Origin of the sequence: Hydrogenophaga sp. (genome assembly GCF_019264445.1) — a bacterium.
Classification (GTDB): domain Bacteria; phylum Pseudomonadota; class Gammaproteobacteria; order Burkholderiales; family Burkholderiaceae_C; genus Hydrogenophaga.
This window is the reverse complement of record NZ_JAHVAB010000055.1, coordinates 1-23,873: the sequence shown is the minus strand read 5'-3', so window position 1 is coordinate 23,873 and position 23,873 is coordinate 1. Positions and strand designations below refer to the sequence as shown.

Below are 23,873 nucleotides of genomic sequence, written 5' to 3'. Positions count from 1 at the left end.
GCTCCGCGCGACCCCCTCAAGGGGGCGGCACTGGCCGTCCGGCAAAGCCGGCCCGGCGGTGCCTCTGGAGCAAAGCACTTCGCATCTTGATGCCCATGAAAAACGCCACCGCGAGGGTGGCGTTGGCAGAGGCGGGTGGCGCTCAGTTCACGACCTGGGCCAGATCGCCCTTGGCGTACTTTGCCGCGATCACCTGCAGGCTCTCGCCCTTGATCTTGCTGCCCTGGCCTTCGCAGCCGAACTCGAGGTAGCGCTGCTTGCAAATCTGCTTGGCGGCTTCGCGGGCGGGCTTGAGCCATTCGCGGGCATCGAACTTGTCCGGGTTTTCGGCCAGGAACTTGCGCACGGCGCCGGTCATGGCCAGGCGGATGTCGGTGTCGATGTTGATCTTGCGCACGCCGTGCTTGATGGCTTCCTGGATTTCCTTCACGGGCACGCCGTAGGTTTCCTTCATCTTGCCGCCGTACTGGTTGATGATCGCCAGCAGATCGGCCGGCACGGAAGACGAGCCGTGCATCACCAGGTGGGTGTTGGGAATGCGCTTGTGGATTTCCTTCACGCGGCTGATGGCCAGGATGTCCCCGGTGGGCGGGCGGCTGAACTTGTAGGCGCCGTGGCTGGTGCCGATGGCGATGGCCAGCGCGTCGAGCTGCGTGGCCTTCACGAACTGGGCCGCCTCTTCGGGGTCGGTCAGCATCTGGCTGTGGTCCAGCTTGCCTTCGGCGCCAATGCCGTCTTCTTCGCCGGCTTCGCCGGTTTCCAGGTTGCCCAGGCAACCGAGTTCGCCCTCCACCGTGACGCCGACCTTGTGCGCCATCTCCACCACCTTGCGGGTGACCTCGGTGTTGTATTCAAAGGAAGCGGGCGTCTTGCCGTCTTCCATCAGCGAGCCGTCCATCATCACCGAGCCAAAGCCCAGGTTGATCGCGCCTTCGCAGACTTTGGGCGAGGTGCCGTGGTCCTGGTGCATCACCAGCGGAATGTGCGGATAGGCCTCCATGGCCGCCAGGATCAGGTGCTTGATGAAGGGCTCACCCGCGTACTTGCGGGCACCGGCGCTGGCTTGCAGGATCACCGGCGCGCCCACTTCGTCGGCGGCGGCCATCACGGCCTGCACCTGTTCGAGGTTGTTGACGTTGAACGCCGGAATGCCGTAGCCGTTGGCCGCGGCGTGGTCGAGCAGTTCGCGCATGGAAACGAGCGCCATGAGATTCCCCTTAATCAGTTGGTAACCGTGATGTAACCCGGCATTTTAACTTTCGACTTGCAACGGGGAAGCTGGCGGCGCGTGTCATTTCACACGGCCTTCATATGTGCGAGCCAGACTGGTTGCCAACCCAAGGCAGCCTATGACCGCATTCGACACCTGGCTCTTTCTCGCCCTCAACGCCACCGCCCACACCCCGAGCTGGCTGCTCGCGCTGGGGCGCTGGGTGTCCACCGATCTGCCCCCGCTGGCCATCGTGGCCCTGGTGCCGCTGGTGCTGTTCGGGCCGGCTGCGCGCCGGCAGTTGCTGGGCGTGTGCCTGGCCATGGTGCTGGCCTGGTTGACGGTGCGTGGCATCCGGGAGGCCGTGCATGTCGCGCGGCCGTTCGAACTGGGGGTGGGGCAGCAGTGGCTGGCGCATTCGGCCAGCGCCAGCTTTCCCAGCTTTCATGCGGCCGTGGCCGCCGCCTGGGCCCTGGGTCTGGCGCTGTTTGCGCCCAGGCACCCCCGGGTGTGGCTGGTGGTGGCGGGCGGGATGGCGCTGGCCATCGCCTGGAGCCGCGTGTTTCTGGGCCTGCATTTCGTCTCGGACTTGGCGGCCGGTGTGACCTTGGGCATCGCGAGCGCCGTGACTGCGCGGCAATGTCTGGCCTGGGTGGGTCGTCGACGTGCCGCGCCCGCGCTCAGGCCGATGGCGGGTTCAGAAACCCGCTGACGCGCTCGAGCACGGGTGCGAGCCCCCGCAGTGGGCGGGCCATGGCGCCGATCAGGGTGGCGTGGTTCACGCGCTCGAACAGCGCCATGTCCACGGCAGCGCCTTGCTGCTGCAAGGTCTGCGCGAGCGCCACGGTGTTGCGTTGCGGGTTCACGAGCAGGTCGCTCCTGGCCGCGAGCAACAGCGTTCGGTGCGGCTTGGCATGGCCGGCCTGCGCATGAAAGAGGGGTTGGGAGTCGGCGGGCGTCTTGGGCCACTCGAACGCCACCTGCACTTCGGGGATACCGATGGGCAGGAAGTCGTAGGGGCCGGCCAGGCCGACCCAGCCGGCAAGCTGCTGCGGCGACAGCTTCACCCCGGCCAGCCAGCGCGGGTCGAGCGCGAGCATCGCCGCGTTGTAGGCCCCGGCACTGTGGCCCACGATGAAGAGGCGCTCGCGCGAGGCGCCGAACGAAGCTGCGCGCTCGGCCGCCCAGCGCACCGCTTGCGCGCTGTCCTGCAGAAAGACCGGGTAGCGCACTTCGGGGCTGAGGCGGTAGTCGGCCACCACGGTGACGATGCCGCGCGAGGCCAGCGCTTCGCCCACGAAGCGGTAGTCGCCCCGCTCGCCGCTGCTCCAGCTGCCGCCATAAAAGAACACAGCGATGGGGGCGTGGCTGGCCGTGACGGCGGGCAGGTAGACGTCGGCGCGCTGGCGGGGTTCGCTGCCGTAGGCCAGGTCGCGCTGCACGGTGTGCGTGTCGCGGGCGACGGTGGCGTTGATCAGGCGCAGGGGCGAACACGCCTGCAGCAGCGGCAGCAGGCCGAGGGCGGCGAGCCAGCGGCGGCGGCGAGACATCGGGGTGGCAGATGAAGAGAAGGACGGCTGGGACATCTTGGACATACGCAGTTGCGCTGCGCCTGGATTCAGCGCGGGGGGCGCTGCAGATACGAATCGTCACAAAACCCGGGGAACTGCGACGGGGCAACGGGGAGTCCTCCAGTGTGAACCCGCCACTTCGATGCACAAAAAGAAAGGATTTTCATGCCCTGTCGCACCCTGATCGTGACGCTGTCCTCTGCCGCTGGTCTTCTCTTGCCGGCGCTGTCCCAGGCGCAGGTCACGCTCAAACCCGATGGCCAGTGGCGCTACCTGCTCACCGCAGGCGCCAACGTCTCGTCCGGCAACAACAACGCCGGCACGCTGAACCTCGCGGCCGAGGGCGCGAACCAGACCACCTACGACAAATGGACCTGGAACGCCAAGGCCGACTACGCGCGCAACGATGGCGTGAACACGACCGAGCGCTACGCGCTGCGCACCCAGTACAACCGCGACTTCTCCACCGACTGGTTCGGCTTCGGCTCGGGGGAAACCTTGCGCGACAAGCTGGCCAACATCTCGGCGCGCTATTCGGTGGCCAGCGGTGTGGGCCGGCACGTCTGGGCCAATGAGCGCGGGTATTTCGATGTGTCCGGCGGTCTGGGCTACACCTACGACCGCTACGTCAACGCCACCGACATCGCGGGCGCGCAGCGCGACCGCTATGGCCGGCTGGAGCTGGTGCTGGCGGAGGAGTCCAGCCACAAGCTCACCGAGACGACGAGCCTGCGCCAGAAGTTTGCGCTGTACCCCGACCTGCGCGACTCGGGCAAGTACCGCGCCGTGTTCGACACCGGCCTCACCGTCGCCATGACGCAGTCGCTCAACCTCTCGGCGGGCTTGAGCTACCGCTACGACAGCGATCCGGGCGGCACCCTGCGCAAGGGTGACGCGATGTTCGTCACGGGTGTGTCGCTGCGCCTGGACTGAGGACCGCGGCGACACCCGTGCAGGGCTTCAGGCCGCCTTGCAGATCTTCAGCGTGTTGGTGCCACCGGGCTGTCCCATGGGCTCGCCCACGGTGATGGCGTACACGTCGCCGGTCTGCACGATGCCGCGCTTCTTGAGGTGCGCCTCGGCATCGAGCAGGGCCGAGTCGCGGTCGGTGCTGTTGTCCATCAGCAGCGGGCGCACGTTGCGGTAGAGCGTCATGCGGCGCTGCGTCGAGAGGTTGGGCGTCATGGCGTAGATCGGCATGCGCACGTTGTGCCGGCTCATCCACAGCGCGGTGGAGCCCGAATCGGTCAGCGCCACGATGGCCTTGGCGCCCAGGTGGTGCGCCGTGAACAGCGCGCCCATGGCAATGGACTGGTCGATGCGCTTGAAGGTCTTGCCCTGGAAGTCGGCGGAGAGCTCGCGGTACTCCGCCTTCTCGGCCTCCGAGCAGATGTTGGCCATCTCCATCACGGTCTCCAGCGGGTAGCGGCCGGCGGCGGTTTCGGCGCTGAGCATCACCGCGTCGGTGCCGTCGAGCACGGCGTTGGCCACGTCGCTCACCTCGGCGCGCGTGGGCACCGGGTTGACGATCATCGATTCCATCATCTGCGTGGCGGTGATCACCACCTTGTCCATCTCGCGGGCGAGCCGGATCATGTGCTTCTGCAGCCCCGGCACCGCGGCGTTGCCCACCTCCACCGCGAGGTCGCCCCGCGCGACCATGATGCCGTCGGACACCTTGAGGATGCTGGCCAGTTCGGGAATGGCTTCGGCGCGTTCGATCTTGGCAATCAGGGCAGGCTTGTGACCCAGCGCGGCGCCGGCCACGTTGCAGAGCTGGCGCGCCAGCTCCATGTCGGTGGCGTTCTTGGGGAAGCTCACCGCCACGTAGTCGGCCTTCAGGCCCATGGCGGTCTTGATGTCGTCCATGTCCTTGGCGGTGAGCGCGGGCGCGGTCAGGCCGCCGCCCTGCTTGTTGATGCCCTTGTTGTTCGAGAGCTCACCGCCGAGCTTCACGCTGGTGTGCACCGCCGGGCCCACCACCTTGTTCACGGTGAGCACGATCAGGCCGTCGTTGAGCAGCAGGGTGTCGCCGGCGGCCACGTCGCGCGGGAGTTCCTTGTAGTCCAGCCCCACGCCTTCGATGTCGCCCAGCTCCGTGCGCGAGGCATCCAGCACGAACGGCATGCCCGGTTCCAGGAACACCTTGCCCTGTGCGAACTTGCCCACGCGGATCTTGGGACCTTGCAGGTCGGCCATGATGCCGACCTCGCGGCCGGCGCGCTGGGCGGCCGCGCGCACCAGCTCGGCGCGGTCGATGTGGTCCTGGGCGGTGCCGTGGGAGAAATTGAGCCGGACCACGTTGACACCGGCGCGGATCATCCGCTCGAGCAGGTCGGGATCGCTCGATGCAGGACCCAGGGTGGCAACGATTTTGGTGGCGCGCATGATCTTCATGGAAGGGGTCTCCGAAAAGGCCGTCAAGGCCGGTTTGTAATTTGGTTTCAATTATCTGTGAAACCAGTTACGGCCCGGTTACGCAGCGCCTGCCTGCGGTCCTTCGATGTAGGAATGCGCTGACGCAGCGACAGGATTTTGTCCGGTGTTGCAGCCGGGTCCCCGCCCCTACAGTGCTCTCATGCGGCCAGGAATGCCCTCCGCTCAAGCCCCCTGTACCGGAGGAGTCATGCACCTACCTGCCCGCGCCGTTGTTGGTTATGTCGCCACGCTGCTGATCGCGCTGTCCGCGGCGGCGGTGCACCCGTGGTTTGATGTCGAAGCCCATTTCGTGCGGGCGGTGTCCAGCCTGGGCACGGCCGTCACGTCCCTGACTTTCACGCCCTCGCCCTGAGTGTCTCCTGCGTCTTTTTCGGGTCAGTGGCCCGCGCCGGCAAACACGTTGACCGCTGTGGCCAGCACCACCAGGTTGAAAGCGAAAGAGAGCAGGGCGTGCAGCAGCGTGAGGTGCCGCATGGCGCGGCTGCGGATCGACACGTCAGACACCTGTGAGGTCATGCCCACCACCGCGCTGTAGTACAGCAAGTCCAGATAGTCCGGGTCCTTGTGGTCGGGAAAGGCCAGCCCGCGCCGGGGCTCGCCATCGCCCACCGCGCTGCGGTAGTACACCCGCGCGTAGTGCAGCGTGAACACGCACTGGATCAGGAGCCACGCGCCCGTCAGCGACAGGCCCATCAACACAAGCCCCAGCGCCTTCGACCATCCCTGCAGCGCCTGCGTCGCGTTCACGTTCATGGCCACGGCCATCAGGCTTGCGCACGCGGCGGCGGTCACCAGCACAAACAGCATCACGGCGCCCGGGTCTTCGCGCTGCGCGCGTTGGCGCGTGGCCGCGGCATCCAGCCTGGAGGCGAGGTGCCACACGAGGCCCACATAAGCCAGGCAGTAGGCCACCCACGCCATCAGCCAGGGCACCACCCCTGCGCCGGGCACCCAGGTGGCGCCGGCCATGCCCACCACCGCAGCCGGCAGGAGCGCCGCCGCCTGGCGCTGCCAGGCCGAGAGGTGGGTCAGGCGATGGTGGGCCGGGGGTGGGTGGGACACGATGGGCTGGAGTGTGCACCCATCAGGCGGTCGCGGCGTCCGGCGTTTTGCGCGCGGGCAGCTCGGCCTCCACGCGCGTGCCTTCGCGCGCATTGCTGCGGATGTGCAGCTGGCCGGCATGCGACTCCACGCGCACCCGCATGCCCAGCAGGCCGTGATGGCCGGACGGCACGCTGTCGATGTCGAAGCCGCGCCCGTTGTCCTGCACCGAAATGCGCACGGTGTCGCTCTCTTGCTCCAGCACCACCTGCACCTCGCGGGCCTTGGCGTACTTCTGCACGTTGGTGAGCGACTCCTGCACCAGCCGGTACACCGTGAGCTCGGCGTCCTTGTCGAGCTGGACCGGCGCCAGCCGGGTGTTCACGGCAATGCCCAGGCGGCCAGCGGCGTCTTCGCACAACATCTCCAGCGCGGGAATCAGGCCCAGCTGGTCCAGCGAAGAGGGACGCAGGTGCTCGATGATGCGGCGCTTCACCGCAATGCCTTCGTTCAGCCGCAGCTCGATGCTGGCCAGGCGCTCCATGGCGGCGGCGGGCACGTCGGGCACGCGGCGCAGGCGCGCGATCTCCAGTTTCATCGCGGTGAGCAGGCCGCCCATTTCGTCGTGCAGCTCGCGCGCGACGCGGCCGCGCTCGTCTTCCCGGGCGTGCACATGGTGGCCCGCCAGGTTGCGCAGGGCGGCGGTGCGCAGGGCCACTTGCGTGGCCAGCCGCTGGTGCTCCTCGGCCTTGCGTGCATCGCTCTCGCGCAACTGGCGCATGAACAGCACCAGCGCCACCAGCGCCACCAGCACCAGCAGGTGAATGGCCAGCCGGTTGATCATCATCGCGTCGTACAGCGACACGCGCGCGGTCTGCTGGATGGCCGCCGCACGCTCCAGCACGAATTCGAACGCCTGGCGCAGCTCGGCGTAGCGCAGGCGGCCCTGGTCGCTCACGGCGAGCGCTTGCGCAGCGGTGCGCCGGCCCTGCTCGGTCATGCGGATCCATTCGTCCAGCGTGGCCTTGCGCTCGTCCAGGCGCTTGCGCACGTCGTCCACCGACACCGTGCGCTGCGGGTCCAGCTCGGCCAGCCGCTGAAAGGCGTCTTGCTGCACGCCCTCCATCTCGTTGATGGCCTCCCGGTAGTTCGCCAGGTCGACCTGCTGCGCCCCGAGCATGAAAGCGCGGGCCGCCGCTTCGGCATCGGTGAGCGCCTGCAGGGTGCGCGCGGCCTTCTGCCGGGCATCGCTCAGCGTGATGCCCTGCGCCAGTGTGGAGCGCGAGTGCTGGTAGCTGCTCTCATTGACCACCACCATGATCAGGGCCAGCGCCAGGATGATGGGCATCCCGTAGCGGTTGCGCGCCACGCGTTCGATCGACGACTTGATCATGGGTTGCTCATCGCGCTGTGAGGGGTGGAGGGGGACGGACGGGGGAGGCCTGGCACACGCGCTTCGATGCGGGTGCCCGAGCCGGGAACGGAGCGCACCAGGAACTGGCCGCCCAGGGATTCAATGCGGTGACGCAGGTTTTTCAAGCCGCTGGCAGAGGTCGAGCCCATGTGCCCGTCAAAGCCTCTGCCGTCGTCGATCACTTCCACCAGCACCTGCGTGCCTTCGGACGCCAGCCGCAACGACACGTGCCGGGCGCCCGCATGCTGTTCGATATTGGCGAGCGCCCCTTGCACCACCGCAAAGAGCGCCTGGCCGGAAGACACATCCAGCTGCATCGATTGAATCGCCCGTTCCACAGGCACGCCGGTGCGCTGCTGGAATTCGTCTGCGCGCTGCTCGATGGCGGCTTGCAGGCCCAGGTTGTGCAGCGTGGAGGGCATGAGCTCCTCCATCATGCGGCGCTTGGTGCCGATGCCGTCGTCCAGCGCCACGCTCAGGTGCTGCAGGCGCTCGGCCACCTCGGGCTCCGTGTTGCGCAGGGCGTGGCGCAGCCGAGTGAGATCGAGCTTGGCGGTGGTGAGCAGGGCACCCAGGTCGTCGTGCAGGGCGCGCGCGAGCCGGCTGCGCTCGCCATCGCGCAGCTCCTGCAGGTTCAGGTTGAGGTGCGCGAGTTCTTCGGTGCGCTCGCGCACCTGGCGCTCCAGCGAGTCGCGCTCGGCCTGCAGGTGGCGGGCGTGCTCGACCTGGCTGGTCTGCAGGGCGGCGTTCTTGCGCAGGAAAAACACATAGGCCAGCAGGCTGAGCAACGCCAGGCTGTGCACCCCCACCCGGCCAATCGCCAGCGTGCGGTACACCTCGGCGCGTTCACCCGCCACGCGGCGCTCTTCGGTGACCAGGAGCACGTCGGCCACACGGCGCACGCCCTCCATCTTTTCGCGGCCGATGTCGGTGAGCATGAGCTCGCGCCAGGCGTTGCCGGAGCCGGCGTTGTACAGCGCAATGGTCTCGGCGACTTCCGAGCTTTTCTCAAGCACACGGATCTCGAGGTTGTCGACGAGCGCGAGCAGCTCCTTGTCGTCGCGGTAGTGCTCCCGCAGGCGGCTGATCGCATGTGCCATGTCGGACTCCGCCGCCTGGTACGGCGCCAGGTACTGCGCGCGCCCGGTCAGCAGGTAGCCGCGCTGCGCGGTTTCCACATCGAGCAGGCGGCGCATCACGGTCTGGATGGCGGTGCGCGCGTTGTCGCGAGCGCCCACGCTGGCGAGTGACTGCAGCGCGCGCTGGTACGTCCACTCCGAGCCCATGACCACGCCCAATGCCAGCACCGCCGCCAGAAAGATGGCCAGCGGCGTGCGCCATGGCGCGGCGGGCCTGGGGAGGGTGGAGGGCATGGATCGCGCGTTCGCAGTACCTGGGGTCGACCCGCTTACTGCAGACTGCCCGGCTTCGTGGCCGAACCGTCGGAAATGCGTTCGCAGTAGGCAATCAGGTCTTCAAGTTCGCAGGACTTGTCGAACACGCGATCGGCGCCGAGCAGCGTGCAACGCTTGCGAATGTCGGCGGTGGCGTAGTTGGTGAGCACCACGCGCCGCGCGGGCACCTGGGCCTCTTGCGCGGCTTTGAGTACGCCCAGTCCGGAGCCACTGAGCAGGAAGATGTCCACGATCATCAGATCGAACCGGTCGCCCTGGCTCAGCCATTGCACCGCGCCTTGTTCGTCCACCGCGTGGCCGATCACCTCGACGTTGGCCAGCTCTTCAAGCGTGGACACGAGGTTGTCGTAGATGACTTTGTTGTCTTCGACGATGAAAGTTCGGAGCGGGGACATGGGAGAGCGGGGGGCTTTGTTCGGTCAATGAGTCCGTTGCAAGGATCGGGGCAAAAGCCTTCGCTTCAGCACAAACGCGGCCATCATGCCGCGTTTGTGCGCGTCTGCGCCTTCAGAACATCTGATTCTCACGTAGGAGTTGTCCTACATGGGCGGCGCAGGCTGGGTCAGCGCACCACGATGTCGTTGCGCACAGACTTCACGCCCTCGGTGCTGCGTGCCAGGCGCTCTGCGGTGCTGCGCTCCGCATCGGACTTGGCGAAGCCCGAGAGTTGCACGGTGCCTTTGAGCGTTTCCACGTTGATCGAGGTGGCGGCGACCACAGGGTCCTTGGCGTAGGCGGCCTTCACACGGGTGGTGAGCGTGGCGTCGTCGATGTACGAACCCACGGTCTGTTGGTCTCGAGCCACGGCACAGCCGGTGACTTGCACGAGGGTGAATGCGGCGGCGGTAGCGAGCAGGGCGTGAGCGAGTTTCATGGAATTTCTCCTCCAGGGGGTTCGGGGCTGCCTGGCGGGCGGGTCACTGTCATCAGTGCCCGCCCGGCTCGGCAGAGGTCATGGAATCAATGGGGAATGGACGCGGGGCTTAGCCCTTGGCTTCCACGGTCAGGCGGTTCTCCACCTTGACCACGCCCTCGACGGCAGCAGCCAGCACGGTGGCGCGGTCACGGGCGGCCGGGTCCGGTGCGGTGCCCTTGAGTTCGACCATGCCGTTGGTGGTGTCCACATCAATCTTCAGCGCGCTGAGCTGCGAGTCGCCCGCCAGTGCGGCATTCACCTTGGCGGTGATCGCCACGTCGGCTGCGCCCACTGCCATCTTGTCGGCGGCTTCGCTGCCGGCGGCCTTCATGTCTTGCGCGGCGTTGTTGGCGTCGGCGCGGATCTCGGCGGTGGCGCTCTGGGTTTGTTCCACCGCGCCATCCAGGCGCTGGCCCACGGTTTCGTCTTCACGCTGGCCACAAGCCACGATGAGCGAGGTGGCCATGGCGGCGGCGGCGAGGGCGGCGAGTCGGGTATTGCGTTTCATGGTGTGTTTCCTTTCATGGCGCCGGCCGGGGCCGACGCTGGGTGATGAGGGGTAGGGCGTGAAACCGGCTTAGTGCGGCTTCTTGCTGTTGGGCTTCTCGAACCAGTCGTCCGTCACGCGGCGCTCCCAGTCGGCCACCTGGCGTTCGGCTTCGTCCTTGGCCACGCCATAGCGTTCCTGGATCTTGCCGGCGAGCTGTTCGCGGCGGCCTGCGACGACGTCGAAGTCGTCATCGGTGAGCTTGCCCCACTGTTCGACCATCTTTCCCTTGACTTGCTTCCAGTTGCCTTCGATGCGGTCCCAGTTCATAGTGACTCCTTGAATGGTTGGGTTGCAGAGTGCCGGTCGAGAGACTGGCTGCGGCTTGAACGCTGGTTGCGTTGTGCCGTGAGGTCACTGTAGAAAATCCGCGGCCCGCGCGATGTCGGGCGGATGGCCGCCCGCGTGTAGGACATCGCCGATGCGCCCGCCGCTTTTGTAGGAACCGTCTGACGGCTCCTGCCAGGCGTCCCTGTTAAATTGCGGCGGCCCCCATTTCAACGAGCGCCAAGGACAACATGATCAAAGTAGGAATCGTTGACGACCACGCCATCGTGCGTTCTGGCCTTCGCCAGTTCCTCGGCGAGCATGTGGACATCCGTGTCACCGGCGAAGCCAACAACGGGCGCGAAGCCCTGGAGCTGGTGCGCGCCGGCGAAGTCGACGTGCTGCTGATGGACATTTCCATGCCCGACCACAGCGGCGTCGATGCGCTGCAGGCCATCAAGGCGCGCTTTCCCGATCTGCCCGTGCTCATCCTCAGCGGCTTTCCGGAGGCCCAGTACGCCACCACGCTGCTGCGCTACGGCGCCAGCGGCTACCTGAACAAGGACTGCGCGCCCGACGACATCGTCAACGCCATCCGCACCGTGGCGCGCGGCCGTCGCTACATCAGCCCGGCGGTGGCCGAGCTGCTGGCCGACAACGCCGCCGGCGACGCCGAGCGCCCGCCGCACGAACTGCTGTCAGAGCGCGAGCTGCAGGTCTTCCTGCGCCTGGCCAAGGGCGAGACCATCGGCAACATGGCCGAGGCCATGTTCCTGAGCATCAAGACGGTGAGCACCTACCGCACGCGCGTGCTCGAAAAACTCAAGCTCACCAGCAACAGCGACCTCACCTACTACGCGCTGAAGAACGGGCTCATCCAGTAAAAGCCGCAAGGCGGTCCGGGCTGTCGGCCTTCTCCTACGCGGAGTCGGCACGCTGGCCGTCATGGGCGGCGGGCAGGCGTCCCTACAGTGGAGCCATCACAACGGTGGTCGTTGTGAACAAACCCGAAAGGTCGGTCCACCGACCCTCCCACAGGAGTCCGCCATGCTGCACTACGCCGTTGTTTTCTTCGTCATCGCCCTGATCGCTGCCGTGCTCGGGTTCGGCGGCATTGCCGCCAGCGCAGCGGGCATTGCCAAGCTGCTGTTCGTGGTGTTCCTGGTGATGGCGCTGGTGTCGGTCGTCATGGGCCTGATCCGCAAGCGCTGACGGACCCCGGGCGGGAGCGCGAACGCCTCCCGCCCCCGGCTGCTGCGCCCGCTGCCCATGCGCTCCCTCGGAGACATTCCACACCGCCTGCAAACCCAAGACGACCGGCTGCTCGTGCTGGTGCTGGCCACCAGCGCCCATCGGCGCGACCAGTTGCGCGATTGCGTGACGCAGGAGGCGCCCGACTGCCACGTCCACATGGTCGATTCGTACCTCGACGCGATGGCCCAGGCGCCCTATTTGCCCATGCACCTGCTGATCCTGGACATGTCCATGGACAACCTGCTGGTGCCGGCTTTCGAACGCTTCCTCTCGCGCGCCGCACCGCAGGCGCGCCTGCATGTGTTTGACGACGCCCAGGACCCGCCCTATTCACCGGTGCACGCCGCGGCGGGCCTGGCCGAGCCGCTGTCGCTGGTGTCGCTGCGCTCCGCGGTGAGGGGCTTCGCCAGCGTCTTGCGCGAGCAGCGCGCAGGCTGAGCCTTCAGGCGCGCCGCGCGCCGCTCTCTTCCTTCCACAGGGGCCGCAGCGCCCACAAGCCCAGCGCAGGGCCCAGGGCCAGCCAGGGCAGAAGCTGCCCCAAGGGCACGCGCTCTGCCAGCGACACAAACAGCAGGATGCTCACGATCGAGATCGCAAAGCCGATGCTGTTGGTCAGTGTCAGCACGCTGCCCACGGCCTGCGGCGGCGCGTTGCGCGCCGTCAGGGTGGAGAACTGGGGCGAGTCGCCCGAGACGGTGATGCCCCAGAGCACCAGCCACAAAAAGAACAGCCCCGCCGGCGCACCGATGGCCCAGGGCGCGGCCAGGCAGCACAGCCCGCTGATCGCCAGCTGAGTGCCCGCCACCCGCGCACTGCCCCAGCGCTGTGCCCACCACCCGCCACCCGCGCAACCGATCACCCCGGCACCAAGCACGAAAAACGCCGCCCAGGACAGGGCAGTGCCCTGCAGCCGCGTGGCCAGCACCAGCGGCACCAGCACCCACATGGTGTAGAGCTCCCACATGTGGCCGAAGTAGCCCAGCACCGAGCTGCGCACGCGGGCATCGGTCCACAGCGTGGCCAGTGCGCGCCATTGCAGCGTGGTCACGCGCGCCTGTGCGTCCGGCGGGTCCCCGGTGCCGAAGAACAGCAACACACCTCCGGCGGCGGCCAGCGCCGCCACGCCCAGCATCAACGTGGGCCAGGGCAGGGCGCCACTGAGGGCGCGCAGCGCGTGCGCACTGGCCGAACCCAGCACCAGCGCACCAATCAGCAGACCGAGCGCCGCACCCAGGCCGCGCGTGTACCACTGCGCGGCGATCTTCATGCCCACGGGGTAGATGCCCGCGAGGAAGAATCCCGTGGCAAACCGCCACCCCAGCAAAGCCGTGAAGTCGCGCACCATCCACCACGCGCCCACCGTGCAGGCCGCCCCCGCCAGCGCACACACCAGAAACACCCGGCGCGGCGCGAAGCGGTCGGCAATGGCCAGCAGCGCAAACACCAGCGTGCCCAGGATGAAGCCGAACTGCAGCGCCGAGGTGAGCGTGCCCACCGCGCTGGTGGGCCATCCCAGCTCGCGCTGCAGGTCGGGCATGACCGCATTGACCGCGAACCACGGGGACGTGCCCATGAACTGGGCAAGCACCAGCAGCGGCAGGACGTGGCGGGGAACGCCCGGTGGGTGTGTCATGCGGGGTCAGCGCCTCAGCTGCGTGAAGGCCTCGAATTCCCAGCTGCGCATGGCCAGCACCAGGGTGTAGCCCTCACGGTCCTTGTCGCTGAGCTTCTGATCGGTCTGATGCTGTTGGGCAAAGTCTTGGGCCACGCGCTGCAGTCGTTCGAGGAAGGCCGGCGCGAGCGTGCGGCTCACCGAGCCGTGTACCAGCATCACGCCTTCGCCAGGACCATCAAAGCCGCCCGCAAAGTAGTCCAGCAAAGCGTGCTCACGAAAGTAGTTCATCACCGGGCCGTGTGGGCGCCAGCGGAAGGTTTTGGCCAGCTTGAGCCGGTAGCGGTTGAGCGGGCGCAGGTCGATGATGCCGATGCGGTCAAGTTGCGCGAGGTACTTCACGCATTCGGCATCGGTCAGGCGGTACTGCGCAGTCATTTGCTCCAGCGTCCACTGGCTGAGCACGCAAATGGCGACCAGCAGCAGTTTTTTGTCGGCCACCACCGCACGCTCCTGCTCCTGTGTCATTTCGCGGAGCAACGGCTGGGCGTCGGCCACCCGGCGCGAGAGGTCGGCGAAATCAAGCTTGAGCGCGCGGCAGATTTCGTCCACCCGCGAGAGGGACATGTCGCCAGCGGCCAGCATGCGCTTGACGCTGGACTCGGCCATGCCGATCGCCTGGGCCAGATCGGCGTAGGTCATCTGGGCTGCCTTGAGTTCCTTCTTCAAGGCGGTGACGAGGTCGGCGGTGGTGCTCATGCGGGTGTCCGGTACCGGGACGCGGTACTTGAAGTGCGGATTGGCGCGACTGTATCGGAAGGCTGTGCCCTGCGCCGGTCCCGGGCCAGACACTGCGGCGCACCTCAACGTTCGGAGTGTTTGACATGTTGTCCAACAACGCTTTTCGCCTTGCGCTGGCGCTCATCACCGTCTGGCTGATCGCCTGCCTGTTCGGTCCTGCTCTCTTGTCTGCGGCGGGTGCCGATGTGAACGTCCATGGTCATGCCCACCTGTATGCGCATGGCCATCCGTTTGCGGACGCTCGCACGCTGTGGGGTATTCCCAATGCGATGGACGTGCTGAGCAATCTGCCCCTGACCATCGTCGGCTTGTGCGGCAGTTGGGCCTTGCGTCGTGTCTGGCTCGGAGCCCACACGCGACGTCCCCTGCAGGTTTTCTTTGCTGGCTTGCTGGTCACGTCGGTCGGCTCCGCCTGGTACCACTGGGCACCTGATCCGTTTGGTCTGGCGCTGGACCGGATGGGCATGGCCATCACGTTTGCTGGTGCCATCGCACTGACGGTGGCCGAGCGTGGCGGCCCGCGCACCGCAGCCATTGCGCTGGGCCTCGCGCTGGTGATGGCCTCAATCTCGGCATGGTTGCCCCTGACGCACGACAACGTGCTCCCTTGGGTGATCGTGCAGTTCGGTGGCATGGCGCTCATCGTGGCCATGGCGTGGCGCGCACCGCGTCCGGATGCGCTGGGCGTGCACCTGGGCGCACTCGTCGGGATCTACGCGCTGGCCAAGCTCTTCGAGCTGGGCGACGAGGCCGTGTTCCACCTCACCAGTGGCACGGTCTCGGGCCACAGTCTCAAGCACTTGGTGGCGGCGCTGGCGGCTTGGCCGGTATGGCGGGCCTTGCGGCAGAATCCGCGAGCGGCGGACCGCGCCACCGCGCTCGCCGCCTCATGAATACAACGCAACAGGAGGAGACCCGCATGAGCAGCACCGCCGCTACACCCGCTGTGGCCCACGCCCCGCCCACGCCCAGCCACGAGGGCGGGCAGTTTGCGCTGCTGGGCCAGCGCCGCTTCGCCCCATTTTTCTGGACCCAGTTCCTGGGCGCGGCAAACGACAACCTTTTCAAATTCGCGTTCACCGTGCTGGTGACGTACCAACTGCAAGTGGCCTGGTTGCCGCCAGCGCTGGCCGGACTCGTCATTGGTGCGCTGTTCATCCTGCCTTTTCTGCTGTTTTCCGCCACCAGCGGGCAGCTGGCCGACAAGTACGACAAGAAGACGCTGATCGTGTTCGTGAAGCGGCTGGAGGTGCTCATCATGGCGCTGGCCGCCTGGGCGTTCTTCAGCACGAACATTCCGCTGCTGCTGGTCAGCACCTTTCTCATGGGGCTGCATTCCACGCTGTTCGGTCCGGTGAAGTTCGCCTACCTGCCACACCACCTGGGCGAGCGAGAGCTCACGGGCGGCAATGGCATGGTCGAGATGGGTACCTTCGTGGCCATCTTGCTGGGCAACCTCGCGGGCGGACTGATCATCGCGGTGCCGGAGATTGGCGCGCACCACGTCGGCTTCAGCTGCGTGGCGCTGGCGGTGCTCGGCCGCGTCACGGCGCACTACGTGCCCGACACGCCGGCCACCGACCCAGGGCTGAAGATCAACTGGAACCCCTTCACCGAGACCTGGCGCAACCTCAAGCTGGCGCATGGCAACACCGTGGTGTTTCGCTCGGTGCTCGGCATCAGCTGGATGTGGTTCTTTGGTGCGGTGTTTCTCAGCCAGTTTCCCAGCTTCGCCAAAGAGGTGCTGCACGGCAATGAGCAGGTGGCTTCGCTGCTGCTGATTGTGTTCTCTGTCGGTATTGGCACGGGTTCGCTCTTGTGCGAGGTGCTCTCGCGCCGGCACGTGGAGATCGGCCTGGTACCGCTGGGTGCCTTCGGCATGAGCGTGTTCTCCATCGACCTGTACTTTGCCTCGCGCGGCCTGCCTCCTGTGGCCAGCCAGGGCGTGTCGCAATTCATGGCGGTGCCGGGCCACTGGCGCGTGCTGGTGGACCTGATGCTGCTGAGCCTTTTTGCCGGCCTGTACAGCGTGCCCATGTACGCACTGATCCAGATGCGCAGCCAGCCCACGCACCGCGCCCGCATCATTGCGGCCAACAACATCCTCAACGCGCTGTTCATGATCGCCAGCGCCCTGATCGCCGGTGCGCTGCTCAAGGCGGGCTTCACCATCCCGCAGATGTTCCTGCTGGTGGGCCTGGCCAACGCGGTGGTGGCGTTCTACATCTTCCTGCTGGTGCCCGAGTACCTGCTTCGATTCGTGGCCTGGGTGGCCTCGCGCTGTGTCTACCGCTTCAGGGTTCAGGGCGATGTGCACATTCCCACCGAGGGGGCTGCTGTGATCGTGTGCAACCACGTGAGCTTTGTCGATGCCGTGCTGCTCATGGCCGCCAGCCCGCGCCCCATTCGCTTCCTGATGGATCACCGCATCTTCCGTGTGCCGTTGCTGGGCTGGTTGTTCAGGCTGGCCAAAGCCATCCCGATCGCACCGCAAAAAGAAGACCCGGCAGCCTACGACGCTGCGTTCGACGCCGCTGCCGCCGTGTTGCGCGACGGCGAGCTGTTGGCCATCTTCCCCGAAGGCGGCATCACCGCCGACGGCCAGCTCAAGCCGTTCAAGGGTGGGGTGATAAAGATCCTCGAGCGGGCCGAGGCCGACGGCCTTGTCGTGTCGGTGATCCCGATGGCGCTCACCAACCTCTGGGGCTCGTTCTTCAGTCGTGTGGAGGTGCGCAACGGTGAGAAGACCGCCATGGTGCGGCCATTCCGCCGCGGCCTGTTCAACCGCGTCGGACTCAACGTGGGCGCGCCGATGCAGCCTGCTGCTGCCACGCTTGACACCCTGCACGCACGCGTCGGGCAACTTCTGCACTGAGCCTGGGCCGGGTGTGGCCCGGCCCTCCGGTATCTCAAATCGATACCTTCTTGCGCGCTCCTTGATACGGGTTGAGTTTTTCGGGCCTTTTTGAGTGGGCCCTCGGCACCATCGCGGCTCCTCAACAACCCCAAGGGTTTTTACATGGCCTCGAACCGTTCCCCCCTCATCGTGATGCGCGACACCCGTGCCTGGCAGCTCCAGGTCTGGGTCTCGTTTGGCGTGGCTGTGTTTCTGTGCGCTACGGGCCTGGCGTACCTGCCCGGTCAGGCGCTGGACCGCGCGTTCATGGTGATGGGCTATGTGTTCTGTCTGTCGACCGTGTTCGTGTTGTCCAAGGCGGTGCGCGACGCCCAGAAGGCCGCCCATGCCGGTGAGGGCGAAACGCCGATGTGGCGCTTCGTCGTGTGGGGTGGCTTTGCCGTGGCCATGGGCCTGACCGGCTGGGGCCTGCTGCGCATGGACATCAACGACACCTACCGCGCCTACCTCGGCGTGAGCTGGCTCTACCTCGTCACCTCTGCGTTCACGCTGGCCAAGACGCTGCGCGATCGCCATGAGGCGGACCTCAGCGAAGCGCAAGTGCGCGGCGAGTTGCTGGGGCGCCAGCAAGCCCTGCAGGAGCGCGCGGTCGCTCACGCCGAATGAGCGGCGCCCTTCCTCCACCGTCCATTCATCTGGAGTCATTCATGAAGTCGTTCAATGTGAAATCCGTGTTGGCCAGCCTCTGTCTGGCGTTGTCGATGGCCAGCACCCCCGTGCATGCGCAGAGCGAGGCCTCTGCCGCGTTGTCCCTCCTGCCGATGGCCTCTGTGGTCGGCACCGCTTCAGCCGGTGCAGCCGCGGTCAGTGTGCTGCCGGTGGCACTGTCCACCGCCGGAGCGGTGCTGACGGTCAAAGCCGTACAGAGCACCGCTCGGGGCACGGTGTACGTGCTGGAGCGTGCGTCCGATGGCGCCCAGGCCAGTGTGGAGGTGGTCGGCAAGGCCGCGTCGGGCGTGGTCATTGGTGTGGGCACGGTGGTGGCCTTGAGCGTGATCGGCACAGGGGTGCTGCTGTCGACGGCGGGCGAGGTGCTGGCCTTCATCCCCAACGAACTGGGTCGCGCGCTGTTGCACAACGAGCGGGTGACGCGATGAGCGCCGTTGCCCGCCTGGTCTGTAGCCTGACCCTTGCTTTGGGGTTTGCTGGCGCGGTCCACGCCGGCCGCTCCTGCGAACAGAAGCCGCTTACCTTGCACACCGTCGAGCAAGGCATGGCGCTGGCGCAGCGCACCGCGCAGGCGCTCGACGCCGAGCATGCGCGCAGCGGGGCGCGGGTGGTGGTGCTCGCGAGGGCTGGTCAGGACCTCAGCAAATACCAGCTGCGCTACTCGCACCTGGGCTGGGCCTACAAGACCGACGAGGGGCCCTGGCGCGTGCTGCACAAGCTCAACCAGTGCGGCACCGCCACCGGTGATTTGTACCGCCAAGGCCTGGGCGAGTTTTTTCTGGACGACCTCTGGCGCCAGGAGGCGGCCTGGGCTGTGCCCGCGCCCACACTGCAGGCCCCCTTGCTTGCGCTGCTGAACGATCCGCGCCGCTCGGTGCTGTTGCACGAGCGCGCTTACAACCTGGTGAGCTATCCCTGGAGCCAGCGCTACCAGCAGTCCAACCAGTGGGCCATCGAAACGCTGGCCATGGCCGCCGAGCCCGCGGTGACCACGCGCGAGCAGGCCCAAGCCTGGTTGCGCTTCAAGGGCTACCAGCCCACGGTGCTGCGCCTCGGTGCGCTCACGCGACTGGGTGCGCGCGCCGGTACGGCCAATGTCGCCTTTGACGACCACCCGAACGACAAGCGGTTTTCCGCCCGCATCGAGACCGTGACGGTGGATTCGGTGTTCGAGTGGTTGTCGCGCGGCGGCCTGGCCGCTTCGCCCCGTTCGCACGCACTCTGACCGCGACTTTCGTCAACAGCGCGGGAACCCGGCCTCGCAGCGGCGGCTCTACGATCTGCCTGGTAATCACCGGGTAGCTCTTTGCCCTCCCGCTTTCACCCATGTACTCCCGCCGCCTGTTCCTCGAATCCACCTCCCTGAGCGGCGTCAGCGCCGCGCTGGTCTCGCTGAGCGCCACGGTGCCCGCCGCCCACGCAGCGGGCAAGCCGCAGCGGCAGCCTGTCCTGTTCATCGGCCATGGCAGCCCCATGAACGCGATTTCGGACAACCGCTTCACCCGTGCGCTGACGGCGTGGGGGCAGCGCCTGGGCACGCCGCGCGCGGTGCTTGTCGTGTCGGCCCACTGGCTCACGCGGGGCGCCACGGGCGTGACGGTGAACGAAGTGCCACCCACGATTCACGACTTTGGCGGTTTCCCGCGCGAACTGCACGAGATGCAGTACCCCGCCAAGGGCCACCCCGCGCTGGCCCGCGCAGCGGCGCGCCTCGTTCGCAGCAACCCCAGCGTGCCCACCACCGAATGGGGGCTGGACCACGGCACCTGGACGGTGCTGCACCACCTGTTTCCCAAGGCCGATGTGCCGGTGTTTCAGGTGTCGATCGACTACGACAAGCCCGCCGCGTTTCACTACACGCTGGGGCGCGAGCTGCAGGCGCTGCGCGAGCAGGGCGTGCTGATCATCGGCAGCGGCAACATCGTGCACAACCTGCGCGCCACCGACCGCGACACGCCCGAGCAGGCGGCGGCCAGCCGGCCCTGGGCGCAGGCGTTTGACGACCGCGTCAAGCGCGCGCTGGACCAGCGCGAAGACCGCGCGCTGCAGGACTACGTCGGGCTGGACATGTCCGCGCACATGGCGGTGCCCACGCCGGACCACTACTGGCCTTTCCTGTACGCCCTGGGCGCGGCCGACGCGGGCCAGGTGCCCCGGCATGTGTTCGAGGCATTCCACAGCGGCACGCTGAGCATGCGCTGCCTGCAGTTTGGCTAGACCCCGCGCGCGCGGTCCGCCTTGAACTGCGCCCGGAAGGCGCTGAACGTGCCGGCGTCCAGCGCTTCGCGCACTTCGCGCATGAGGTTCAGGTAGTAGTGCAGGTTGTGGATGGTGGCCAGCATGGGGCCGAGCATTTCGCCGCAGCGGTCCAGGTGGTGCAGGTAGGCGCGGCTGAAGCCGTCGCGCCCGCCGTCGGCCCAGCTCACGCCGCTCTTGCCGGCGCAGGCCATGCAGGTGCAGGTGGCATCGAGCGGCTGGTGGTCGGTCTTGTGGCGGGCGTTGCGGATCTTCAGGTCGCCAAAGCGCGTGAACAGTGTGCCGTTGCGCGCGTTGCGCGTGGGCATGACGCAGTCGAACATGTCCACACCGTCGGCCACGCCCTGCACCAAGTCTTCGGGCGTGCCCACGCCCATGAGGTAACGCGGCTTGTGCGCGGGCAGGCGGTGCGGCGTGTGCGCCATGATCTGCAGCATCTGATCCTTGGGTTCGCCCACGCTCACGCCACCGATGGCGTAGCCGGGGAAATCCATCTCCACCAGCGCGTCCAGCGACTCCTGGCGCAGGTGCTCAAACATGCCGCCCTGCACGATGCCGAAGAGCGCGTTGGGGTTTTCCAGCCGCGCGAATTCGTCTTGCGAGCGTTTGGCCCACCGCAAACTCATCTCCATGCTCTTGCGCGCCTCGGCTTCGGTGGTGAGGTGGCCGTTGGTTTCGTAGGGCGTGCATTCATCGAGCTGCATCACGATGTCGCTGTTGAGCCCGGTCTGGATCTGCATGCTCACCTCGGGCGACATGAAGAGCTTGTCGCCGTTGACGGGAGACGCAAACGTCACGCCTTCTTCGGTGATCTTGCGCATGGCGCCCAGGCTCCACACCTGAAAGCCGCCGGAGTCGGTGAGGATGGGCTTGTGCCACTGCTCGAAGGCGTGCAGGCCGCCAAAGCTCTGCATCACCTCGCGGCCCGGGCGCATCCAGAGGTGGAAGGTGTTGCCCAGGATGATCTGTGCGCCCATGTCGTGCAGGCTTTGCGGCATCACGCCCTTGACCGTGCCGTAGGTGCCCACGGGCATGAAGATGGGGGTTTGCACCACGCCGTGGTTGAGCGTGAGCTGGCCGCGGCGCGCGTGGCTGTTCGTGTCGGTCTTGAGCAGGTCGAACTGGAGCATGGTGGGACTCTCGGGAAAAGGGTTCAGGGTTGGCGCGGGGCCACGACGATCACGCTGCGGTTGCGGTCTTCAACGATCCACAGGCGGCCCTCGGTGTCGAAGGTGGCGCCTGCCGGGGTGCCGAGCGGGCGCACACCGGCCTGGGCGTGCCAGCCGCTCACGAGGTCTTCGCGTGTGCCGCCGGGCCGGCCTTGTTCGTCGAGCCGCCAAGCCACGATGCGCTGGCCGTTCTGGCGGTAGCCATGCCACACCGCGAGCAGCCGGCCCGAAAACGGGCTGCCGGTGGCCAGGTTCGCAGGAGCGGTGAGCAACTGCAGCGGCGCCACATGCGCCGGCCACGCCGCGTGCGCCGCCGTGTGGCTGGCGCAGCGTGCGCGGCCTTCGTAGCCGCGCGCGGGCACGGCCTGGCCGCGGGCATCGCTCACGCAGTAGGGCCAGCCGTACGAGGCACCTGCCTTGAGGTCGTTGAGTTCTTCGGCGGGCAGGTTCGCGTCGGTGTAGTCCACCGAGTTCTCCGCCTGCCACAGGTGCACCGTACCGTCGCGCGCGGTGGTGCTCGCCAGGCCCAGCGAGTTGCGCAGGCCGGTGGCCAGCGGCTGGAAGCTTTGCAGGGCGAAGTCGGCCCCTGAGAAGCTGGCCACGTACACCGCCGCGCGCGGCTGTGGGCCGGCGAGTTCGGGGCAGGGCGCGGGTTGCTGCTGGTCGTCGCTGCGGCAGGCGTCGGTGACCGAGCCCATGTTGACGAGCAGGCGGCCGTCGGGCGTGAAGGCGAGTTCCTTGAGGGGGTGCGCGCCGTCGGCGGGCAGGCCGGTGATCACGTCCTGCCGCTGCACGGCATCGCCCGGCGGCGTGCGCCACACGGTGCCGGCTTCGCCGATGTAGAGGCGCCCGTCAGGCCCCCGGACCAGGCCGTGCGGGCGGTCCAGGCCGGAGGCGAGCACCCGCACGCGCCCGGGCTGGCCGCGTTCGATGTCGGTGCGCAGCTCCAGCAGGCGGCCGCGGCGCGGCTCCCAGTTGCCCATGTCCACGATCCAGAAGCGGTGCGGCGCCACCTGCAGCAGGCGGCGGGGCATGCGCAGGCCGTCGCGCGCGTCGGCCACCAGGCCGGCGCACCAGCCCGTGGGCACTTTCAGGGCCACGCCGGGGTGGCCGCTGCAGCGGCCCTGCTCGGCGTACAGCGGGCCGGCGGCGTGCACGGCGGGCCACAGCAGCGCCGCCACCAGGGCGACGAGGGCTCGGCGCAGGCTGAAGGGGCTCATGCGCGTTGCAGCAACATCGAGTCGCCGTAGCTGAAGAAGCGGTAGCGCTGTGCGATGGCGTGGTCGTACAGCGCGCGGATGTGTTCGTAGCCGGCAAAGGCACTCACCAGCATCATCAGCGTGGACTGCGGCAGGTGGAAGTTGGTGACCATGAGGTCGACCACGCGGAAGTCGAAGCCCGGCGTGATGAAGATGTTGGTGTCGCCCTGCGTGTCGCCGCTGCGGGCCCAGCTCTCCAGCGTGCGCACGGTGGTGGTGCCCACCGCCACCACGCGGCCGCCGCGAGCGCGGCAGTCGGCGATGGCCTGCAGCGTCTCGGGCGGGATCGCGTAGCGCTCGTGGTGCATCACGTGGTCTTCAATGCGCCCGGCCTTCATGGGCGCAAAGGTGCCCGCGCCCACATGCAGCGTGACGCTGGCGCGCCGCACACCGCGTGCTTCGAGCGCGGCCAGCACGGCCTCGTCGAAATGCAGTGCGGCGGTGGGGGCGGCCACGGCGCCGGGTACGCGCGCAAACACGGTCTGGTAGCGGCGTTCGTCGTCGGCTTCGTCGGCGTGGGTGATGTAGGGCGGCAGCGGCACATGGCCGTGGCGCGCCATCAGCTCGTAGGGCGTTTCGCCGGCCGGGCCGTGCAGGCGGAAGCGAAACAGCTGGCCTTGTTCGTCGGGCCAGCGGCCCAGGAACACGGCGTCAAAGCCGCCGCCCGTCACGCCGCCGGCCATGTGCAGCCGGCCGCCGGGCTGCGGCTTTTTGCTCACGCGCAGGTGTGCCACCACTTCGTGCGCGGTGCCGTCGCTGGCTTCCTGCGGCAGCAGCACGCGCTCGATCAGCATCTCCAGCTTGCCGCCGCTGGCCGGGGAGGCGCCGGGCCGCCCCAAGCCTTCCCCAGTCCCCTGGGGGAGCGGCCGCGAATGCGGCTGCAGGGGGGGCGCTTTTCTGCCGAAGAGGCGGGCCTTGACCACCTGCGTGTCGTTGAACACCAGCAGGTCGCCGTCGCGCAGCAAGGTGGGCAGTTCGCGGAACACGCGGTCGGCCGGCGCGGGGCCGGTGCCATCAAGCAGGCGCGAAGCGCTGCGCTCGGGCGCGGGGTGCTGGGCGATCAGCTCGGGGGGAGGTGGAAGTCGAAGTCGGCGACGGTGAAGGAGCGCGCGACGG

26 protein-coding genes and 1 pseudogene are annotated in these 23,873 nt (G+C 67.5%); 12 read left to right on the top strand and 15 right to left on the bottom strand.

Features of this window, described 5'->3' with window-relative positions; all coding sequences use genetic code 11:
• Nucleotides 1-142: 142 nt before the first annotated feature.
• The gene (fba, locus tag KXJ60_RS10110) at nucleotides 143-1,207 is read right to left on the bottom strand and encodes a class II fructose-bisphosphate aldolase (protein WP_291126854.1); all 1,065 of its coding nucleotides are present in this window, start codon (nucleotides 1,205-1,207) and stop codon (nucleotides 143-145) included.
• Between the two features lie 142 nt (nucleotides 1,208-1,349).
• Between fba and KXJ60_RS10105 the strand changes: the two genes are divergently transcribed.
• Nucleotides 1,350-1,922, top strand: a complete 573-nt coding sequence (locus KXJ60_RS10105; protein WP_291126852.1) for a phosphatase PAP2 family protein — start codon at nucleotides 1,350-1,352, stop codon at nucleotides 1,920-1,922.
• Here KXJ60_RS10105 and KXJ60_RS10100 read toward each other — a convergent pair.
• Entirely contained in the window at nucleotides 1,891-2,805 is a 915-nt protein-coding gene (locus KXJ60_RS10100; protein ID WP_291126850.1) for an alpha/beta hydrolase, read from the bottom strand. The two genes, KXJ60_RS10105 and KXJ60_RS10100, sit on opposite strands and share 32 nt — an antisense overlap.
• Nucleotides 2,806-2,946: 141 nt before the next feature.
• Here KXJ60_RS10100 and KXJ60_RS10095 point away from each other — a divergent pair, with 141 nt between their 5' ends.
• Nucleotides 2,947-3,714, top strand: coding sequence for a DUF481 domain-containing protein (locus tag KXJ60_RS10095; RefSeq protein ID WP_291126848.1), 768 nt, complete (start codon nucleotides 2,947-2,949; stop codon nucleotides 3,712-3,714).
• A 27-nt stretch (nucleotides 3,715-3,741) separates the two neighbouring features.
• Here the strand turns inward: KXJ60_RS10095 and pyk are convergent, their stop codons facing one another.
• Entirely contained in the window at nucleotides 3,742-5,178 is a 1,437-nt protein-coding gene (gene pyk / locus KXJ60_RS10090; protein WP_291126846.1) for a pyruvate kinase, read from the bottom strand.
• Between the two features lie 229 nt (nucleotides 5,179-5,407).
• On the opposite strand from pyk, the gene KXJ60_RS10085 reads away from it, so the two are divergent.
• The gene (locus KXJ60_RS10085) at nucleotides 5,408-5,572 is read left to right on the top strand and encodes a hypothetical protein (RefSeq protein WP_291126844.1); all 165 of its coding nucleotides are present in this window, start codon (nucleotides 5,408-5,410) and stop codon (nucleotides 5,570-5,572) included.
• Between the two features lie 23 nt (nucleotides 5,573-5,595).
• On the opposite strand, the gene KXJ60_RS10080 is transcribed toward KXJ60_RS10085, so the two are convergent.
• The 7 genes from KXJ60_RS10080 to KXJ60_RS10050 form a co-directional block, all read right to left on the bottom strand.
• Nucleotides 5,596-6,282 (bottom strand): DUF1345 domain-containing protein, encoded by a 687-nt coding sequence (locus KXJ60_RS10080; protein ID WP_291126842.1) that lies wholly within the window; start codon nucleotides 6,280-6,282, stop codon nucleotides 5,596-5,598.
• Nucleotides 6,283-6,304: 22 nt separating this feature from the next.
• Complete coding sequence (locus KXJ60_RS10075; protein WP_291126840.1) at nucleotides 6,305-7,654, bottom strand: ATP-binding protein; 1,350 nt, start codon at nucleotides 7,652-7,654, stop codon at nucleotides 6,305-6,307.
• A complete protein-coding gene (locus tag KXJ60_RS10070; RefSeq protein ID WP_291126838.1) occupies nucleotides 7,651-9,048 on the bottom strand; it encodes a CHASE3 domain-containing protein in 1,398 nt (465 codons plus the stop codon). The genes KXJ60_RS10075 and KXJ60_RS10070 overlap by 4 nt, the downstream gene beginning before the upstream one ends.
• Before the next feature lie 35 nt (nucleotides 9,049-9,083).
• Nucleotides 9,084-9,485 carry a response regulator gene (locus KXJ60_RS10065; protein WP_291126836.1) on the bottom strand — a complete coding sequence of 134 codons (402 nt, stop codon included), beginning with the start codon at nucleotides 9,483-9,485 and terminating at the stop codon, nucleotides 9,084-9,086.
• A gap of 167 nt (nucleotides 9,486-9,652) precedes the next feature.
• Nucleotides 9,653-9,964, bottom strand: coding sequence for a BON domain-containing protein (locus tag KXJ60_RS10060; RefSeq protein ID WP_291126834.1), 312 nt, complete (start codon nucleotides 9,962-9,964; stop codon nucleotides 9,653-9,655).
• A 109-nt stretch (nucleotides 9,965-10,073) separates the two neighbouring features.
• The gene (locus KXJ60_RS10055) at nucleotides 10,074-10,514 is read right to left on the bottom strand and encodes a BON domain-containing protein (RefSeq protein WP_291126832.1); all 441 of its coding nucleotides are present in this window, start codon (nucleotides 10,512-10,514) and stop codon (nucleotides 10,074-10,076) included.
• A 69-nt stretch (nucleotides 10,515-10,583) separates the two neighbouring features.
• Entirely contained in the window at nucleotides 10,584-10,823 is a 240-nt protein-coding gene (locus KXJ60_RS10050) for a CsbD family protein (protein WP_291126830.1), read from the bottom strand.
• 248 nt (nucleotides 10,824-11,071) lie between these two features.
• Here KXJ60_RS10050 and KXJ60_RS10045 point away from each other — a divergent pair, with 248 nt between their 5' ends.
• From KXJ60_RS10045 to KXJ60_RS10035, 3 genes are all read left to right on the top strand, one after another.
• On the top strand, nucleotides 11,072-11,704 hold the full coding sequence (locus KXJ60_RS10045) for a response regulator transcription factor (protein WP_291126828.1): 633 nt from the start codon (nucleotides 11,072-11,074) through the stop codon (nucleotides 11,702-11,704).
• Between the two features lie 163 nt (nucleotides 11,705-11,867).
• Nucleotides 11,868-12,032 (top strand): DUF1328 domain-containing protein, encoded by a 165-nt coding sequence (locus KXJ60_RS10040; protein WP_291126826.1) that lies wholly within the window; start codon nucleotides 11,868-11,870, stop codon nucleotides 12,030-12,032.
• A gap of 57 nt (nucleotides 12,033-12,089) precedes the next feature.
• Nucleotides 12,090-12,512, top strand: coding sequence for a hypothetical protein (locus KXJ60_RS10035; RefSeq protein ID WP_291126824.1), 423 nt, complete (start codon nucleotides 12,090-12,092; stop codon nucleotides 12,510-12,512).
• Nucleotides 12,513-12,516: 4 nt separating this feature from the next.
• On the opposite strand, the gene KXJ60_RS10030 is transcribed toward KXJ60_RS10035, so the two are convergent.
• Both KXJ60_RS10030 and KXJ60_RS10025 read right to left on the bottom strand, forming a co-directional pair.
• Nucleotides 12,517-13,707 (bottom strand): MFS transporter, encoded by a 1,191-nt coding sequence (locus KXJ60_RS10030; RefSeq protein WP_291126822.1) that lies wholly within the window; start codon nucleotides 13,705-13,707, stop codon nucleotides 12,517-12,519.
• A 6-nt stretch (nucleotides 13,708-13,713) separates the two neighbouring features.
• Nucleotides 13,714-14,445: a helix-turn-helix transcriptional regulator gene (locus tag KXJ60_RS10025; RefSeq protein WP_291126820.1), complete on the bottom strand. Its 732-nt coding sequence runs from the start codon at nucleotides 14,443-14,445 to the stop codon at nucleotides 13,714-13,716.
• 125 nt (nucleotides 14,446-14,570) lie between these two features.
• Here KXJ60_RS10025 and KXJ60_RS10020 point away from each other — a divergent pair, with 125 nt between their 5' ends.
• From KXJ60_RS10020 to ygiD, 6 genes are all read left to right on the top strand, one after another.
• Nucleotides 14,571-15,380 (top strand): hypothetical protein, encoded by an 810-nt coding sequence (locus KXJ60_RS10020; protein ID WP_291126818.1) that lies wholly within the window; start codon nucleotides 14,571-14,573, stop codon nucleotides 15,378-15,380.
• Nucleotides 15,381-15,406: 26 nt separating this feature from the next.
• Nucleotides 15,407-17,362, top strand: a complete 1,956-nt coding sequence (locus KXJ60_RS10015) for an MFS transporter (protein ID WP_291126816.1) — start codon at nucleotides 15,407-15,409, stop codon at nucleotides 17,360-17,362.
• Nucleotides 17,363-17,506: 144 nt separating this feature from the next.
• Entirely contained in the window at nucleotides 17,507-18,010 is a 504-nt protein-coding gene (locus KXJ60_RS10010; RefSeq protein ID WP_291126814.1) for a YiaA/YiaB family inner membrane protein, read from the top strand.
• Nucleotides 18,011-18,051: 41 nt separating this feature from the next.
• Nucleotides 18,052-18,501 (top strand): hypothetical protein, encoded by a 450-nt coding sequence (locus KXJ60_RS10005; protein ID WP_291126813.1) that lies wholly within the window; start codon nucleotides 18,052-18,054, stop codon nucleotides 18,499-18,501.
• Nucleotides 18,498-19,298 (top strand): DUF2145 domain-containing protein, encoded by an 801-nt coding sequence (locus KXJ60_RS10000; protein ID WP_291126811.1) that lies wholly within the window; start codon nucleotides 18,498-18,500, stop codon nucleotides 19,296-19,298. Before KXJ60_RS10005 ends, KXJ60_RS10000 begins: the two co-directional genes overlap by 4 nt.
• Nucleotides 19,299-19,399: 101 nt before the next feature.
• Nucleotides 19,400-20,290, top strand: coding sequence for a 4,5-DOPA dioxygenase extradiol (ygiD, locus tag KXJ60_RS09995; RefSeq protein ID WP_291126809.1), 891 nt, complete (start codon nucleotides 19,400-19,402; stop codon nucleotides 20,288-20,290).
• On the opposite strand, the gene tgt is transcribed toward ygiD, so the two are convergent.
• From tgt to queA, 3 genes and pseudogenes are all read right to left on the bottom strand, one after another.
• Complete coding sequence (tgt, locus tag KXJ60_RS09990) at nucleotides 20,287-21,459, bottom strand: tRNA guanosine(34) transglycosylase Tgt (protein WP_291126807.1); 1,173 nt, start codon at nucleotides 21,457-21,459, stop codon at nucleotides 20,287-20,289. The genes ygiD and tgt overlap by 4 nt on opposite strands.
• A 23-nt stretch (nucleotides 21,460-21,482) precedes the next feature.
• Nucleotides 21,483-22,718: a PQQ-dependent sugar dehydrogenase gene (locus KXJ60_RS09985; protein ID WP_291126805.1), complete on the bottom strand. Its 1,236-nt coding sequence runs from the start codon at nucleotides 22,716-22,718 to the stop codon at nucleotides 21,483-21,485.
• A pseudogene (gene queA, locus KXJ60_RS09980) lies at nucleotides 22,715-23,873 on the bottom strand (tRNA preQ1(34) S-adenosylmethionine ribosyltransferase-isomerase QueA); the annotation flags it as partial. The pseudogene queA and the gene KXJ60_RS09985, both read right to left, overlap by 4 nt.

What these genes read in the sequence shown, in the direction of transcription:
- KXJ60_RS10060 (WP_291126834.1), bottom strand. Translation starts at nt 9,964, where the DNA reads ATGAAACTCGCTCACGCCCTGCTCGCTACCGCCGCCGCATTCACCCTC.
- KXJ60_RS10025 (WP_291126820.1), bottom strand. Translation starts at nt 14,445, where the DNA reads ATGAGCACCACCGCCGACCTCGTCACCGCCTTGAAGAAGGAACTCAAG.
- KXJ60_RS10065 (WP_291126836.1), bottom strand. Translation starts at nt 9,485, where the DNA reads ATGTCCCCGCTCCGAACTTTCATCGTCGAAGACAACAAAGTCATCTAC.
- KXJ60_RS10010 (WP_291126814.1), top strand. Translation starts at nt 17,507, where the DNA reads ATGGCCTCGAACCGTTCCCCCCTCATCGTGATGCGCGACACCCGTGCC.
- KXJ60_RS10000 (WP_291126811.1), top strand. Translation starts at nt 18,498, where the DNA reads ATGAGCGCCGTTGCCCGCCTGGTCTGTAGCCTGACCCTTGCTTTGGGG.
- fba (WP_291126854.1), bottom strand. Translation starts at nt 1,207, where the DNA reads ATGGCGCTCGTTTCCATGCGCGAACTGCTCGACCACGCCGCGGCCAAC.
- KXJ60_RS10045 (WP_291126828.1), top strand. Translation starts at nt 11,072, where the DNA reads ATGATCAAAGTAGGAATCGTTGACGACCACGCCATCGTGCGTTCTGGC.
- KXJ60_RS10050 (WP_291126830.1), bottom strand. Translation starts at nt 10,823, where the DNA reads ATGAACTGGGACCGCATCGAAGGCAACTGGAAGCAAGTCAAGGGAAAG.
- KXJ60_RS10030 (WP_291126822.1), bottom strand. Translation starts at nt 13,707, where the DNA reads ATGACACACCCACCGGGCGTTCCCCGCCACGTCCTGCCGCTGCTGGTG.
- pyk (WP_291126846.1), bottom strand. Translation starts at nt 5,178, where the DNA reads ATGAAGATCATGCGCGCCACCAAAATCGTTGCCACCCTGGGTCCTGCA.
- KXJ60_RS10075 (WP_291126840.1), bottom strand. Translation starts at nt 7,654, where the DNA reads ATGATCAAGTCGTCGATCGAACGCGTGGCGCGCAACCGCTACGGGATG.
- KXJ60_RS10070 (WP_291126838.1), bottom strand. Translation starts at nt 9,048, where the DNA reads ATGCCCTCCACCCTCCCCAGGCCCGCCGCGCCATGGCGCACGCCGCTG.
- KXJ60_RS10085 (WP_291126844.1), top strand. Translation starts at nt 5,408, where the DNA reads ATGCACCTACCTGCCCGCGCCGTTGTTGGTTATGTCGCCACGCTGCTG.
- KXJ60_RS10020 (WP_291126818.1), top strand. Translation starts at nt 14,571, where the DNA reads ATGTTGTCCAACAACGCTTTTCGCCTTGCGCTGGCGCTCATCACCGTC.
- KXJ60_RS10040 (WP_291126826.1), top strand. Translation starts at nt 11,868, where the DNA reads ATGCTGCACTACGCCGTTGTTTTCTTCGTCATCGCCCTGATCGCTGCC.
- KXJ60_RS10015 (WP_291126816.1), top strand. Translation starts at nt 15,407, where the DNA reads ATGAGCAGCACCGCCGCTACACCCGCTGTGGCCCACGCCCCGCCCACG.
- tgt (WP_291126807.1), bottom strand. Translation starts at nt 21,459, where the DNA reads ATGCTCCAGTTCGACCTGCTCAAGACCGACACGAACAGCCACGCGCGC.
- KXJ60_RS10100 (WP_291126850.1), bottom strand. Translation starts at nt 2,805, where the DNA reads ATGTCCAAGATGTCCCAGCCGTCCTTCTCTTCATCTGCCACCCCGATG.
- KXJ60_RS09985 (WP_291126805.1), bottom strand. Translation starts at nt 22,718, where the DNA reads ATGAGCCCCTTCAGCCTGCGCCGAGCCCTCGTCGCCCTGGTGGCGGCG.
- KXJ60_RS10035 (WP_291126824.1), top strand. Translation starts at nt 12,090, where the DNA reads ATGCGCTCCCTCGGAGACATTCCACACCGCCTGCAAACCCAAGACGAC.
- ygiD (WP_291126809.1), top strand. Translation starts at nt 19,400, where the DNA reads ATGTACTCCCGCCGCCTGTTCCTCGAATCCACCTCCCTGAGCGGCGTC.
- KXJ60_RS10005 (WP_291126813.1), top strand. Translation starts at nt 18,052, where the DNA reads ATGAAGTCGTTCAATGTGAAATCCGTGTTGGCCAGCCTCTGTCTGGCG.
- KXJ60_RS10095 (WP_291126848.1), top strand. Translation starts at nt 2,947, where the DNA reads ATGCCCTGTCGCACCCTGATCGTGACGCTGTCCTCTGCCGCTGGTCTT.
- KXJ60_RS10055 (WP_291126832.1), bottom strand. Translation starts at nt 10,514, where the DNA reads ATGAAACGCAATACCCGACTCGCCGCCCTCGCCGCCGCCGCCATGGCC.
- KXJ60_RS10105 (WP_291126852.1), top strand. Translation starts at nt 1,350, where the DNA reads ATGACCGCATTCGACACCTGGCTCTTTCTCGCCCTCAACGCCACCGCC.